The 13510-nt window shown below is 59.4% G+C and carries 15 protein-coding genes and 1 pseudogene; 3 read left to right on the plus strand and 13 right to left on the minus strand.

Annotation, left to right across the window (positions count from 1 at the left end; translation table 11 throughout):
* Positions 1–9: 9 nt before the first annotated feature.
* The 12 genes and pseudogenes from tssG to LOY43_RS28150 form a co-directional block, all read right to left on the minus strand.
* Positions 10–1017: a type VI secretion system baseplate subunit TssG gene (gene tssG, locus LOY43_RS28095; RefSeq protein ID WP_095049657.1), complete on the minus strand. Its 1008-nt coding sequence runs from the start codon at positions 1015–1017 to the stop codon at positions 10–12.
* Positions 981–2768: a type VI secretion system baseplate subunit TssF gene (gene tssF / locus LOY43_RS28100; protein WP_016985778.1), complete on the minus strand. Its 1788-nt coding sequence runs from the start codon at positions 2766–2768 to the stop codon at positions 981–983. Before tssF ends, tssG begins: the two co-directional genes overlap by 37 nt.
* A 27-nt stretch (positions 2769–2795) precedes the next feature.
* Entirely contained in the window at positions 2796–3248 is a 453-nt protein-coding gene (locus LOY43_RS28105; RefSeq protein ID WP_258709000.1) for a hypothetical protein, read from the minus strand.
* 40 nt (positions 3249–3288) lie between these two features.
* Positions 3289–3666, minus strand: coding sequence for a hypothetical protein (locus tag LOY43_RS28110; RefSeq protein WP_258709001.1), 378 nt, complete (start codon positions 3664–3666; stop codon positions 3289–3291).
* Between the two features lie 105 nt (positions 3667–3771).
* A pseudogene (locus LOY43_RS28115) lies at positions 3772–4047 on the minus strand (PAAR domain-containing protein); the annotation flags it as partial.
* An 11-nt stretch (positions 4048–4058) separates the two neighbouring features.
* Positions 4059–4466 (minus strand): type VI secretion system baseplate subunit TssE, encoded by a 408-nt coding sequence (gene tssE, locus LOY43_RS28120; RefSeq protein ID WP_007920274.1) that lies wholly within the window; start codon positions 4464–4466, stop codon positions 4059–4061.
* A 9-nt stretch (positions 4467–4475) separates the two neighbouring features.
* The gene (gene tssC, locus LOY43_RS28125; protein ID WP_258709002.1) at positions 4476–5951 is read right to left on the minus strand and encodes a type VI secretion system contractile sheath large subunit; all 1476 of its coding nucleotides are present in this window, start codon (positions 5949–5951) and stop codon (positions 4476–4478) included.
* Positions 5952–5976: 25 nt separating this feature from the next.
* The gene (tssB, locus tag LOY43_RS28130) at positions 5977–6480 is read right to left on the minus strand and encodes a type VI secretion system contractile sheath small subunit (protein WP_003229587.1); all 504 of its coding nucleotides are present in this window, start codon (positions 6478–6480) and stop codon (positions 5977–5979) included.
* A 32-nt stretch (positions 6481–6512) separates the two neighbouring features.
* Positions 6513–8075 (minus strand): type VI secretion system protein TssA, encoded by a 1563-nt coding sequence (tssA, locus tag LOY43_RS28135; RefSeq protein ID WP_095049653.1) that lies wholly within the window; start codon positions 8073–8075, stop codon positions 6513–6515.
* Between the two features lie 639 nt (positions 8076–8714).
* Positions 8715–8990: an HU family DNA-binding protein gene (locus LOY43_RS28140; RefSeq protein ID WP_003213368.1), complete on the minus strand. Its 276-nt coding sequence runs from the start codon at positions 8988–8990 to the stop codon at positions 8715–8717.
* Positions 8991–9180: 190 nt separating this feature from the next.
* On the minus strand, positions 9181–10329 hold the full coding sequence (locus LOY43_RS28145) for an NAD(P)/FAD-dependent oxidoreductase (RefSeq protein ID WP_220557188.1): 1149 nt from the start codon (positions 10327–10329) through the stop codon (positions 9181–9183).
* Positions 10330–10353: 24 nt separating this feature from the next.
* A complete protein-coding gene (locus LOY43_RS28150) occupies positions 10354–10521 on the minus strand; it encodes a rubredoxin (protein WP_095049651.1) in 168 nt (55 codons plus the stop codon).
* A gap of 201 nt (positions 10522–10722) precedes the next feature.
* Between LOY43_RS28150 and LOY43_RS28155 the strand changes: the two genes are divergently transcribed.
* Entirely contained in the window at positions 10723–11283 is a 561-nt protein-coding gene (locus LOY43_RS28155; protein WP_220557189.1) for a chorismate lyase, read from the plus strand.
* Entirely contained in the window at positions 11283–12173 is an 891-nt protein-coding gene (gene ubiA / locus LOY43_RS28160; RefSeq protein ID WP_095049649.1) for a 4-hydroxybenzoate octaprenyltransferase, read from the plus strand. Before LOY43_RS28155 ends, ubiA begins: the two co-directional genes overlap by 1 nt.
* A gap of 112 nt (positions 12174–12285) precedes the next feature.
* On the opposite strand, the gene LOY43_RS28165 is transcribed toward ubiA, so the two are convergent.
* Complete coding sequence (locus tag LOY43_RS28165; protein ID WP_095049648.1) at positions 12286–12669, minus strand: hypothetical protein; 384 nt, start codon at positions 12667–12669, stop codon at positions 12286–12288.
* A gap of 151 nt (positions 12670–12820) precedes the next feature.
* Here LOY43_RS28165 and phoB point away from each other — a divergent pair, with 151 nt between their 5' ends.
* On the plus strand, positions 12821–13510 hold the full coding sequence (gene phoB / locus LOY43_RS28170) for a phosphate regulon transcriptional regulator PhoB (RefSeq protein WP_007896474.1): 690 nt from the start codon (positions 12821–12823) through the stop codon (positions 13508–13510).

Below are 13510 nucleotides of genomic sequence, written 5' to 3' on the forward strand. Positions count from 1 at the left end.
CTCACGTCCTTAATGAATTTTGCTGCCCAGGGTCACCACGCCGTCCGCTTTCTCGCGGCCCAGCCAACTGGTCCAACCGAGGCGACAGGCGTTCTGCTCACCGATGCGCAGTTCGCGGATTTCTTCCTGGCGCAGGACCAGGCGAATGTCGTAATCGAGCGGGTCACGCAGGGTGAACCGCACCAGCGCGCAGAGCGGCTGGTAACCGAAACCGATCGGCAGGAATTCATGGAATCGCTGCCAGTCGAGTTCGGTGATGTGAATGCGGAATTTGCCGCTGCGGTCGCGCACGTGTTCGCCGAGCACCAGGTCTTCACCGAGCATGCTGTTGGCACGACCCAAACGATTGCGCTGCTCTTCGAGAATTTCTACGCGGCGCTCGATGCACTGCTCGATGACCAGGTCTTCGTGCTTGAAGTAGTAACGCAGTACGGCTTCGATCAGCGCCGCCGAGTGCGCCCGCAAGCTGAGCAGGCCGAGGTACGGCAGCAGGCGTTTCCAGTTGAGTTCCTTGGCCTTGCGGATCTCGTCGCCGCCCAGACCGATCAGGGCGAACAGCTGCGAGGAGAACGGGTCAATCGCGCCACTCTGGAAGCTTGCGCGATAGCGGTATTTGCGCCAGATCGGCAGCATCAGCCGTTGCAGGCGATGGTGGAACAGGTCGAGGAAGTTACGTGTCGGGTTGCCGTCCTCGCTGTCGCCCAGGGCTTGTTCGCCATAGAACGCCGGCAGCGGCGAGCCGGAACCGACCAGGCCGATCAGGTTGAAACGCATGCGCGCGCGCATCTGCCCGTGTTCTTCGAAAAACTCGACGCGATCGACGTCGCTGCGCGGAAAGCCCAGGCTCGGGTTGGCCTGGAACTCCACGTGGTCGTACAGATCGTCTTCGCTCAGGTACGGGTGTGCTTCGCGCAGCCGGTCGATCACCAGCAGCACGGCCTGAAACAGCGAGTACTCGCGTATTACCTTGGTCAGCCCGCTTAAAGCAGGGGCTGCAGGCCCATACGTGGTGTCCATTGGTACACCTCTCCCTGTGTGCTTTTTACGCGCAGCTCATGGAATGAATTGAGACTGGCGTAAAGCGCGAAAAACTCGTTAAGAACCGAAGCGAAGACGAACAGGTCGCCTTCGCCGATGTACCCTTCCGGGTCGATGGTCAGTTCGGTGCGCAAACCGCGCACCGGCAACCCACGGTGCAAGCGGTCGACGTGGTGATGCTTGATGTGCTTGAGGCCGCCGAGCAAGCGTTTGCTGACCTTCTCCGCGTGCTGGTCGTAGTAGCGCGGCAAGTCGTAGGTTTCGAGAATCACCTTCAACGCATTGACGTCGGCCAGCGACAGATAGTTAAGCGACATGTTGCTGATCAGCTTCCACAGGAAGTCACGGTTCAGCGGTGGCGCGAAGCTGGAAGTGGCCGGGGTAATGTTGCGGAAGCTCAAGAACTCCGGCGTCTCTTCACTGGCCATGCAGATGTCGCCGAGCTTGAGCTTGCGCGGCAGGTTCTGGTTGGTGCACATCAGCTCGATCGACAGGGTTTCGTGGGCTTCGGTATGGCGAATACCGAAGCTCAGGTAGGTGTCGAGGCCGTCGTGCAGCAAGGACGAACGCTGGCGGATGCTGTAATGCGGACGGCTGTTGGGCACGTCGAAACTCGGGTCGTGCTCGAAGGATTCGAACGGCACGTATTCCTGATAACCGAGGCCGCCGGGCTTCCAGCCGGTCACGGTTTCCACCGAGAACACACCGCAGTTTTCCAGATCGTATTCCGCCGGCAGCAACAGGTATTCATCCTGCTTGCCGTCGAGGCGAATCGGCAGTGCGTCGTGGGCGAACAGGTTGGCAATCGGCGTGCAGAACAGCTTCACGTTATCAAGCGTCGGGCGCATGCGCATGATGCCGCTCTTGCGGATATCGAAGCGCAGTTCGAGGCCACGCATCTGCTTGAGGGTGTCTTCCGGCAGCGCGTTGATGATGTCCAGGCCGTTGACGTCGACGAACAGGAACTTGTCCTGGAAGGCGAAGTATTCCTGCAGGTAGCGATAGCCGCGGAAGGTGTTCAGCGGATACGGGATCAACGCTTCTTCTTCGGCAAAGCCCACCGGTTTGACCCGATCACCGGGAATCTTGAACGCCATCGGCTTGCCGCTGACGCCATCGATCGGTTTGCCGGCACCGTCGAGCGGGATCAGTTCGATACCTTCGAGGTTGCGCAGCAGGCTCAGGTAGAGCATCTGACTGATATAGCGCTCACCGGCAAAGTGCAGACGCAGTTTGCTCAGTTCCAACTCACCGAGGTGGCCGTCGGCGCTCATTTCCAGGCGCAGGCTGAGCAGCGAGCCGTCGCCCTTCACCGAGTAATTCAGCGCGGCCAGATCCAGCGGCAACACTTCGGTCGGGTAGCAGGTGCGGAAGCGGCAACGCACGTCTTCGATCGGCTTGCTTTCAATCGGCGTATCACGCTCGACGCGCAACGCCGGCCCGGAACGCTTGAGCGGATCGAACTGCAAAATGCTGAACGCCGGCAGCGGGCGCATATAGTTCGGCCACAGCAGCTGCATCAGCGAATGGCTGAGTTCCGGCAGCTCGTCATCGAGCTTCTGGCGCAGACGCCCGGTCAGAAACGCAAAGCCTTCGAGCAACCGCTCCACATCCGGATCCCGCCCTGCCTGGCCCAGATACGGCGCCAACGCCGGACTACGCTCGGCGAAACGGCGACCGAGTTGGCGCAGTGCGGTGAGTTCGCTTTGGTAGTAGTGGTTAAATGACACGGGTTACCTGCCTGGTAGTGGAACTCATCAAAAAAATATCCTGTAGAGCGCGACCGTCACGCCGGCACAGACGTAACCGCCAATCAGGAGAAACGGCACAATCGAGATCCAGCCGTACGCCATGTAGGCATCACTGAGCTGACCGACGGCCAGACTGAGCAAGCCATACAGCATCCATGGCACGGCATAGAACGGGATGAACTTCACCGGCGCCCACCAAACCATCCGCAATGCCTGCTGCTCGTTTCGGCTCTGCGCCGATCGGGACATCCACAGCGAGAAACCCAGAAGCCCGGGAATTCCCCACCACAACAGGTACTGCCAATAAATCCCGGACGACTCGGGTGTTGAATACTTGCCATTCCACAGGTCATAGGAACTGATCGCCAACACCGCCAGCAGTGGCAGCCACAATGCAGCCATGAAGAAGCTGAGTTGCGCACGACCCAGCATGAGCATCTCGCTTGACGAGTCGGTCACGCGCCCGTCTCCTGCCCCGGGGTCGCTGGCACGTATTTATTCATCGCTGCGCAACTCCCTGTTTTTGCGGCGTGATCGCGACACCCGTATAGACATAGAGTTCTTCACCGCCGTAGCCACCAATGGCTGCAGCACTAAGTGGATGGCTGTCCCTGGTGCCATATCGAACCCAGCCCTCAGTCCACATCCCACCACTTTCGTGGCGAATCTCCACGTAATAATCCGGTGCTTCGTACTTAGTAATCTCGACGAATACCCCACCATCCTCGGCGCCAATCCACAACGCGTGGGGATGAGCGAACAGCTTTGGTTCGGTCGAGCTTTCCATCCGCAACAGCAGCGCGAAGCCGACCAGAATCACCAGCAAACCAACCGAGCCGAGAAAAGCGACAAGACATTGCCAGGCTCTGAGTTTCATTGAGCCGACCCGAACATGTGCGTCATGGACAGAACGCCCCGCTATCGACTGTCCATGAACGAACAACGCCACTCAGGTGTTTCTTAGTCATCAGCTCGACCCTGGCGAATTGCCGACAATCACCGTTCCGGAACCTGCCGTGACCTTGTTGCCGTGAATACCAACCGAACCCACGGTCGCGGCCGCTTTGCCGTTGATCAAAACCGTGGTCGCCAGATCGCCGACCATCGCACCACCACACGCCGAGGCATCGCCTTGGCGGGCGGCCGCGAGGCCGTCGAAGAACACGTCGCCGGAACCGGCGGCGATCGGGTTGGTACCGTGGCCTGGAAGTGGGCAAGCGGTAGGGTCGGATACGCGTGCTGCTGGTTTGCCAGACATCGGGGATCTCCTTAGGTGACCTTCACTTGTCCGCTGCCATCCAGGCGCGCGGAAAAACTGACCTGACGCTTGAACCCTTCAACTTCCAGCAGGCCTTCGATGCTGAAGGCGAGGCGAAGTTGATCGTGGTCACGCGGCAGGGAAATGACACGCACGTTGCTCAGGCGCGGCTCGTAGGCTTCGATGAAATTCTCGATGGCCAGACGGGCCTGACTCAGGGAGTCGTGCAGGCTCAGACGCATGTCATTGAGATCGGGCAACCCGTAGTCGGCCAGCGTTTGCACGCTGCCGGCCCGGGTGCTGAGCATTTTGGCCAGATGGGCAGCCACTGACGCCATGGCACAAGCCTCAAGGCTGTTGCCCTTGCGTAGTTGCGCGTCGCCGTTAAGGCGCTCGAACAGGCTGCCGTATCCGTCCATGAGTCGCTCTTACTCTTTGTCCAGCTTGCCAACCAGCGACAGGGTGAAATCGGCACCCATGTACTTGAAGTGCGGACGCACGTTCAAGCTCACGCGGTACCAGCCCGGCTCGCCTTCAACGTCGCTGACGATCACTTGCGCAGCGCGCAGCGGACGACGGCCACGCACTTCGGCGCTCGGGTTTTCCTGGTCGGCAACGTACTGACGGATCCACTTGTTCAGTTCCAGCTCGAGGTCGGTACGCTCTTTCCACGAACCGAGTTGCTCGCGCTGCAGCACTTTCAAGTAGTGAGCCAGACGGTTGACGATCATCATGTACGGCAGTTGGGTGCCGAGCTTGTAGTTCAGCTCTGCGGCCTTGCCTTCTGCGCTGATGCCGAAGAACTTCGGCTTCTGCACTGAGCTTGCGGAGAAGAACGCCGCGTTGTCGGAGCCTTTACGCATGGTCAGGGAGATGAAGCCTTCCTCGGCCAGTTCGTATTCACGACGGTCGGAAACCAGAACCTCAGTAGGGATCTTGGTTTCGATTTCGCCCATGCTTTCGAAATGGTGCAACGGCAGGTCTTCAACCGCGCCACCGCTCTGCGGGCCGATGATGTTCGGGCACCAGCGGAATTTGGCGAAGCTGTCGGTCAGCTTGGTGCCGAACGCGTAAGCCGTGTTGCCCCACAGGTAGTGCTCGTGGCTGTTGGCAACGGTTTCCTTGTACACGAACGATTTGACCGGGTTTTCTTCCGGATCGTACGGGTTACGCAGCAGGAAACGCGGCACGGTCAGGCCAACATAACGAGAGTCTTCCGAAGTACGGAAGCTCTGCCATTTGGCGAATTGCGGGCCTTCGAAGTGGTCTTTCAGATCTTTCAGATCCGGCAGGCCGGTGAAGCTTTCCAGACCGAAGAATTTCGGGCCGGCGGCAGCGATGAACGGCGCGTGCGACATGCACGAAACGCTGGCCACGTACTGCATCAGCTTGACGTCTGGCGAGCTTGGCGACATGTAGTAGTTAGCGATGATCGCGCCCACAGGCTGACCACCGAACTGGCCGTATTCAGCGGTGTAGATGTGCTTGTACAGGCCCGACTGCATGACTTCCGGCGAATCTTCGAAATCGTCCAGCAGGTCTCCTTTCGAGACGTTGAGGATTTCGATTTTGATGTTTTCGCGGAAGTTGGTGCGATCGACCAGCAACTGCAGGCCACGCCACGACGATTCCAGTGCCTGGAAATCCGGGTGGTGCAGGATTTCGTCCATCTGACGGCTGAGCTTGGCATCGATCTCGGCGATCATGCGGTCAACCATGGCCTTCTTGACCGGCTCACCGTTGTTCTGCGGCTTGAGCAGTTCTTCGATGAAGGCCGACACACCGCGCTTGGCGATGTCGTAGGCTTCGTCGTCCGGAGTCAGACGGGTTTCGGCGATGATGCTGTCGAGAATGCTGTATTCGCCGCTGGCGGCGCTCTTCTCTTGTGCTGCGCTAGTGCTCATTGTGTTGGCTTCCTTGGCTGGAGTCTCAGGCGTCCGGGGCTGCGGCGTTCAGGCCCAGCTCACCGAGTACGCGACCACGGGATTCGTCGTCGGCGAGCACGCCTTCGATCGCTTTACGGAACGCAGGTGCGTTACCCAGCGGGCCTTTGAGGGCCACCAGCGCATCGCGCAGTTCCATCAGTTTTTTCAGCTCAGGCACTTGCTCGACCAGGCTGGCCGGGTTGAAGTCCTTCATCGAATTGACGCGCAGTTGCACAGCCAGCTCGTCGGCCTCGCCATCTTCCTGCAGACGGTTCGGCACGCTCAGCGTCAGACCCAGTTCTTGCTTGGCCAACACTTCGTCGAAGGTCATCTTGTCGATGCTGATCGGCTTGCGATCTTCGATTTTGCGATCGTCCTTGCGGTGGGTGTAGTCACCGATTGCCAGCAGCTTCAGCGGCAGTTCAATCTCTTCCTGAGCACCGCCGGTGGCGGGTTTGAAGGTGACGTTGATGCGTTCCTTGGGGGCTACCGAGCCTTCTTTGGCCATGGCTTTTCTCCTTGCGGTTGTGGCCCTGGGGCCTATTCGAGTACCACTTCGAGGTCGAGGTGGCACAGCCTGCGATAAATCTCTTCCTTGCGTTCACGTACGGCATGGTTCTGCGGCAACAACTCGCAGCAACTGTGCAGCAGGTGCAGCACTTCCAATGCAAGATCGGGCTCCCAGGCGTGCAGGCCTGAGTCCTGTAATGTCTGATCGAGGGTTTCCAGCTGGTTCTTGGCCAGTTCGTATTTCTTGGCCATGAAGCACAGCCGCGCGAGGGCGAACTGCCAGAAGAAACGTTCGCGTCCGCCGTGGGCGGATTGCAAACCCTGCTTGAGGGTCTGCACGGCCGGCTTCAGGCCTTCCTTGCGCAGCAGCGGCAGAACTTCTTCGAGGGCTTTTTCCCAGGCTGGCTGGGTTTCGACGTTTTCGCTTTCGACCTTGCGCGGCGCGCTGGCGCTTTGCAGGTGCGGCATGACATTGGCGGCGATCCACGCCCGGGTGGACGGATCGGCAAACGGCGCGCCGTCATGGAAGCGCAACTCGACAATGCCGGGCAGCCGTTGAATCAAAAGCGCGAAGTGGATTTCCACTTCGCGCATTGCCAACTCGGCGTTGAGGTTCTGGAGACACTCCCAGACCATCCTCTGCCCATCGAACCAGAACGGCGCCTTCGCCAGGCTCGCCTCCAGTTCCACCAGCAGGTCAGCGTATTTGCCTTGATCGAAACGGTCTTGGTAGAGCTTGAGTTTTTCCAGTGGCAGGCCGCGCAACACGGTGATCTGTTCGGCGTTGCGCTCGGGTACTGCGTCGATGGTCATCCACAGCAACGTGCGATTCAGGCGCAGGGCGCGCAGGTCAGTAGCCTTCTGCTTGAGCCACCAGGCGCACAGCGGGCGCGCGCTTTCCTGTTGGGCGCGCAGGGCTTTGTGTGCATCTCGTTCGTTGTCGATCGGTGCGCCGGGGGTGAGCAACTGGCTCGCCGCCTGCTTGACCTGCGCCACCGCCGCACCGACCACACCGGGGGCCGGCTGATTGTCGGCCGCGCGCTGGATCATGGTTTTCAGGCGACGGGAGATCGGCAGCAGCAATGGCGAATCATCGCCCAGGTGCTCAGCACACGCCGCTTCAAGGCCGGACAGGTGCTCGGAGAGCTGCCGGAACATCGGCAACTGCTCTTTGATCGCAATGTTTTCGGTGATGACTTGCTCGAGACGCGGTACCAGCCAGCCGATGGCGGCGGCACGAGTACGGGGTTTGAGCGGGTGAACGTCGGCCCAGTTGTTTTCCGACAGATGGTGCAGCAGACCGAGACCGGCCAGCAGCCCGGGGAAGGATTCGCGCTGGTACAGCGACCAGGTCAGCCAGGCGCCGACACGTAAATCCTTGGATTGGGTACGCAGCAGATTTTCGCTGTTTTCGCGAATTTTCAGCCAGTCGATCTGCCCGCTTTCGTGCATCGACGAGGCTTTGGCGAGCTCACTTTCCAAGGCCTCGAATTCGCTCGAAAAACGAACGTCTTCGCCCGCGAAATTCTCTTTGGAAACAGAGACTTTAGCGAGTTCGAGGTAATGGGCGGAAAGTTTGCTTGAGTAGGACATCCATGGCCTTTATTAAGGATTACAGTCAGGCGCCTATTGGAGTTACCGCGGCGCGGGACAGTATCGAAGAGCGGTGAAGCGACTCATCCAATTGAGATGTGCTCTTTCAAGTGGGCGCATCGTAATCACTATGATGGCCACTAGCAAGCATCTGATTAAACAACAAGACGAACTGTTCTTTGTTTGTTGTAGGAGGTTTCCCTATATTTAGTCAGGGAATCCCCGATGCCGTCTTCATATATACGCAGCCGCACGAAACACCTGAAAACCCTGATTTAGAGCGATCGTTCCAATCTGCCGTGATCACCGAAAACAGGGGCCGACGACAATGGCGCGGAGCATGACGGGTTTTGAAAAAAACGGATGTAGGATGATTCCGAAAGATTTCAGTGTTGTTTCAACAATTCACAGCGAGACAACCAACAATGGCAAAAGTGCCATCACTATGATGGCTTTTATATATAGGGTATTGATTTAAGTGTGAGGCAGATCGATCGCCAACCAATGCAATTGGTTACGTGGCTTTATTATTGCTGCAGTGCATAACAAATAGGCAGGCATAAAAAATGGGCACCCGACCGCAATCGGTGTGCCCATTTTTTCAGCGGTTCTCCCCGTTATTCGAGGAGTTCGCCGCAATTAAGGATTTACGCTGTCTTTCAACGATTTGCCTGGCTTGAACGCAACAGTGTTGCTGGCCTTGATTTTAACCGGCTCGCCGGTTTGCGGGTTTTTGCCGGTGCGGGCGCCGCGGTGGCGTTGCAGGAAGGTGCCGAAGCCGACCAGCGTCACGCTGTCCTTGCGGTGCAGAGCGCCGGTGATTTCTTCGAGAACGGCGTTGAGTACGCGGTTGGCCTGTTCTTTGGTCAGATCTGCTTTTTCAGCGATTGCAGCGGCGAGTTCTGGTTTACGCATTAGTGAAGCCCCTTTGACGGTTTTTTGTTGTTATGTCCGTGCTGTTCTCGTTGGAACAGCGCCCAAGGCGCCGCAGGCTCTACTCTGCGGCAGACGGGAGTGAGAATGGCACGCGGATACCGGCGGCGCCAGTCTCCACGCGACCTTTGTAGGGGCAAAAGCGGGGTGATTCCGACAGAACGACCGGTATTTACGCCAGCAGGGCCGGAAGCTGTTTGTTGAGGGCGAGTTTTTCCATCACGGCTGCACCGGTTAGCGCGTAACCGAGCAATTGGCCGTCGGCGCTGTGGCACAGCGCCTTGATGTCGGCGCCCTGGCCTTCGACGGTCCAGACACCTTCGCTGCCCCGTGGTGGCGGCGATACGACCAGCGGACACACCGGGGTTTTCACGGTGATCGGCATCGGGCCGTAGCTCACGGCGGTCGGGTTTCCGGCGAGGGTTTGTGCCAGTGCTCGCGCACAACTCATCAGGGGCATCACGTACAGCAGATTCAATCCGTCGACCTCGGCGCAGTCGCCCAGGGCGTAAATATTGGCGTGGGAGGTTTTCAGGTGCCGGTCGACCACGACGCCGCGGTTGACCTGCACGCCGGCAGCCGCCGCCAGATCGATACGCGGGCGCAGGCCGATGGCCGAAACCACTACGTCGCAAGGAATGACCTGGCCGTCGGACAGGTGCGCTTCCAGGCCGTCGGCGACTTTTTGCAGGCGGGTCAGTACCGGGCCGAGGTGGAATTTCGCACCGAGGCTTTCCAGCCCGGCCCGCACCGCCGCCGCAGCGGCCGGGTGCAGCAGCATCGGCATGACTTGTTCACAGGGTGCAACCAGTTGCACTTCGTAGCCGCCAAGTATCAGGTCGTTGGCAAACTCACAGCCGATCAGGCCAGCGCCGAGCAGTAGCACCCGACGCTTGCCCGCCGCAGCGGCGCGGAAACGCGCATAGTCTTCGAGATCATTGATCGGGAACACCAGATCGCTGCCATCGCCTTCAATCGGCACACGCACGGTTTCCGCGCCCCAGGCGAGAATCAGGTCGCGATAGCTGACCGCCTCCTCGCCAATCCACAGGCGCTTGTGGCCAGCGTCGATGCCGCTGATGCGCGTGTGTGTGCGCACTTCGGCCTTCAACTGCTCGGCCATGGTGCCCGGCTCGGCCATGCTCAGGCCGTCGGCGTCCTTGTTCTTGCCGAAACCGGTGGAGAGCATCGGCTTGGAGTAAGAGCGGCCGTCATCAGCGGTGATCAGCAGCAACGGGGTTTCGCTGTCGAGCTTGCGAAACTCGCGGGCCAGGTTGTAGCCCGCCAGGCCAGTGCCAACGATGACGACAGGTGCGCTCATGCCTTACTCCTTTGTTTTTCTTGCTTAGTTGATTTCGATCATTTCGAAGTCCGTCTTGCCGACGCCGCAGTCCGGGCACAGCCAGTCTGCCGGTACATCCTGCCAAGCGGTGCCCGGCGCAATGCCGTCATCCGGCCAACCCTCGGCTTCGTTGTAGATCAGGCCACAGACGATGCATTGCCACTTTTTCATTCAGGTACTTCCTCAGGGTTCAGGCGTGGTGCCGGCGCGGACGGTCGATGGGTGTTGCGCTGCCATCCGGCTCAGGGCGTTTTGTACTGATGGAGCCGGGCAGATGCAAGCCTGTTCGGCGCAACGGCGACCCGGATCAATCAATATCGGCGGCCACCATGTTAAGCTCGCCGCCTCATTTGCGGCCAATAATGACTCATTGTGCAACATTCAAATGCCTGCCCGGCCCCGCTCTGGCTGACTCAAAGCCGACTGACGCCCCTCCCCGATTCGTTGACCCTCGACTGGCTGTTCGACGAAGGCTCCCTCACCCGCCGACTGACCCGGCTGTCCGATGATGGCTTCAGCGTCACGCCGTTGTTCGAAGGCTGGGACACTCTGCGCGCCGATGAATGCGCGGCGCTGGATCTGGCCGAGAGCAGCGAAGGCTGGGTGCGCGAGGTGTATTTGCGCGGTCACGGCGAGGCGTGGGTGTTTGCCCGCAGCGTCGCGTCGCGCGCCGCCTTGCAAGGCGACGGCTTGCACATGGATGAACTGGGCAGCCGTTCGCTGGGCGAATTGCTGTTTTGCGATCAGGCGTTCCAGCGTCGCGCCCTCGAAGTTTGTCACTACCCTGAACAATGGTTGCCGCCAGACGTGAAGGCGCCTGAGCTGTGGGGTCGGCGTTCGCGTTTCGACCGTGGCGCTTTGAGCGTACTGGTCGCGGAAATCTTCCTGCCGAGCCTGTGGCGCACCGCTCGCGCCCATCCGGAGAACTGCTGATGTATCAGAGCCTGCTCAAGTCCCTGAACCGCTTGAACCCGCGCGCCTGGGATTTCATTCAGTTGACGCGGATGGACAAGCCGATCGGCATCTACCTGCTGCTGTGGCCGACCCTGTGGGCGTTGTGGATTGCTGGCAAAGGCTCGCCGTCGCTGGCCAATATCGTGATTTTTGTCCTCGGCGTGGTACTGACCCGCGCCGGCGGCTGCGTGATCAACGACTGGGCGGATCGCAAGGTCGACGGCCACGTTAAACGCACCGCGCAACGGCCCTTGGCGGCAGGCAGGATCAGCTCGAAAGAAGCGCTGGTGTTCTTCGCCCTGTTGATGGGCGTGAGTTTTCTGCTGGTGCTGTGCACCAATGCACCGACGATCTGGCTGTCGCTCGGTGGTCTGGCGTTGGCCTTCACTTATCCGTTCATGAAGCGCTACACCTATTACCCGCAAGTGGTGCTGGGCGCGGCGTTTTCGTGGGGCATGCCGATGGCGTTCACGGCCGAGACCGGTGAACTGCCGGCGGCAGCGTGGCTGCTGTGGATCGCCAACCTACTGTGGACGGTGGGTTACGACACCTATTACGCGATGACCGATCGGGATGACGATTTGAAGATTGGCGTGAAATCCACGGCGATTCTGTTTGGCGAGGCGGACCGGGTGATCATCCTGAGTTTGCAGGCATTGTCGCTGGGCTGCCTGATGCTGGCGGGATCCAAATTTGAGCTGGGAATCTGGTTCCATCTTGGCTTGCTGGTGGCTGCGGGCTGTTATGCGTGGGAGTTCTGGTACACCCGCGATCGCGACCGCATGCGTTGTTTCAAGGCGTTTTTGCACAACCATTGGGCTGGATTGGCGATTTTCGTCGGGATCGTGCTGGATTACGCGTTGCGCTAAACGCAAATCAATGTAGGAGTGAGCCTGCTCGCGATAGCGGTGTATCAGTTAACGAAAATGCCGACTGATACACCGCTATCGCGAGCAGGCTCACTCCTACAAGGGACCGCGTTTATTTGGCTTTGGCGACTTTCCAGGCGCCGTCCATTTTGCCGTCACCGGTCATGTCACCGGCCTTCTTGTCCATCACGAAGGTGTACAGCGGCATGCCTTGATAGGCCCACTGCATTGAGCCGTCGTCGCGCTTGATGACAGTCCAGTCACCCATCGACTTGTCACCCGCCGTCGCCATCAACGGAGGCCAGTTCGTTGCGCACTTGTCGTTGCACATCGACTTGCCGCCCGAGTCCTTGGCGAAGGTGTACAGAGTCATGCCCTTGTGATCGGTGTACATGCCGTCCTTCTCCATCGCAGGATCCGCGGCCAGTACAAATCCAGGCAGAGTCAGGGCAGCAGCCATCAGCATGGCTTTGAAAGAAACAGTCATTTGAGTCATGGAAACCTTCTTTTGTGGTTGTCAGGATTCGGACTTAGAGCTTAGTTGAGGATTTGCACAATCGCCGCCGGACTAAAATACTGTCACACGACTGCAATAATTCCGTTATCTAATGCGGCGCAAGACAGTTAAATGACAAGAGGATTAAGGCATGGTTGGCAGGAGCATTCTGATCGTCGACGACGAAGCGCCCATTCGCGAAATGATCGCCGTTGCGTTGGAAATGGCCGGCTATGACTGCCTCGAGGCAGAGAACTCGCAGCAGGCCCACGCCATCATCGTCGACCGCAAGCCGGACCTGATCCTGCTCGACTGGATGCTGCCCGGCACCTCCGGCATCGAACTGGCCCGTCGTCTCAAGCGTGACGAGCTGACCGGGGACATCCCGATCATCATGCTCACCGCCAAGGGCGAAGAGGACAACAAGATCCAGGGTCTTGAAGTCGGCGCCGACGACTACATCACCAAACCGTTTTCCCCGCGCGAACTGGTCGCCCGCCTCAAAGCCGTGCTGCGCCGCGCCGGCCCGACCGACGGCGAAGCGCCGATCGAAGTCGGCGGCCTGCTGCTCGACCCGATCAGCCACCGCGTGACCATCGACGGCAAACCCGCCGAAATGGGCCCGACCGAATACCGTCTGCTGCAATTCTTCATGACCCACCAGGAACGCGCCTACACCCGTGGCCAGTTGCTGGATCAGGTCTGGGGCGGCAACGTCTATGTTGAAGAGCGCACCGTCGACGTGCACATCCGGCGCCTGCGCAAGGCGCTCGGCGACGCCTACGAAAATCTGGTACAAACCGTGCGCGGCACCGGCTACCGGTTTTCCACCAAGGCCTGA

Origin of the sequence: Pseudomonas sp. B21-041 (genome assembly GCF_024748675.1) — a bacterium.
GTDB lineage: Bacteria > Pseudomonadota > Gammaproteobacteria > Pseudomonadales > Pseudomonadaceae > Aquipseudomonas > Aquipseudomonas neuropathica.

Excerpts from the sequence above, each read along its gene's own strand:
- tssG (WP_095049657.1), bottom strand. The coding sequence starts at position 1,017 with ATGGACACCACGTATGGGCCTGCAGCCCCTGCTTTAAGCGGGCTGACC.
- LOY43_RS28110 (WP_258709001.1), bottom strand. The coding sequence starts at position 3,666 with ATGAAACTCAGAGCCTGGCAATGTCTTGTCGCTTTTCTCGGCTCGGTT.
- tssE (WP_007920274.1), bottom strand. The coding sequence starts at position 4,466 with ATGGACGGATACGGCAGCCTGTTCGAGCGCCTTAACGGCGACGCGCAA.
- tssC (WP_258709002.1), bottom strand. The coding sequence starts at position 5,951 with ATGAGCACTAGCGCAGCACAAGAGAAGAGCGCCGCCAGCGGCGAATAC.
- tssB (WP_003229587.1), bottom strand. The coding sequence starts at position 6,480 with ATGGCCAAAGAAGGCTCGGTAGCCCCCAAGGAACGCATCAACGTCACC.
- tssA (WP_095049653.1), bottom strand. The coding sequence starts at position 8,075 with ATGTCCTACTCAAGCAAACTTTCCGCCCATTACCTCGAACTCGCTAAA.
- LOY43_RS28140 (WP_003213368.1), bottom strand. The coding sequence starts at position 8,990 with ATGCGTAAACCAGAACTCGCCGCTGCAATCGCTGAAAAAGCAGATCTG.
- LOY43_RS28145 (WP_220557188.1), bottom strand. The coding sequence starts at position 10,329 with ATGAGCGCACCTGTCGTCATCGTTGGCACTGGCCTGGCGGGCTACAAC.
- LOY43_RS28150 (WP_095049651.1), bottom strand. The coding sequence starts at position 10,521 with ATGAAAAAGTGGCAATGCATCGTCTGTGGCCTGATCTACAACGAAGCC.
- ubiA (WP_095049649.1), top strand. The coding sequence starts at position 11,283 with ATGTATCAGAGCCTGCTCAAGTCCCTGAACCGCTTGAACCCGCGCGCC.
- LOY43_RS28165 (WP_095049648.1), bottom strand. The coding sequence starts at position 12,669 with ATGACTCAAATGACTGTTTCTTTCAAAGCCATGCTGATGGCTGCTGCC.
- phoB (WP_007896474.1), top strand. The coding sequence starts at position 12,821 with ATGGTTGGCAGGAGCATTCTGATCGTCGACGACGAAGCGCCCATTCGC.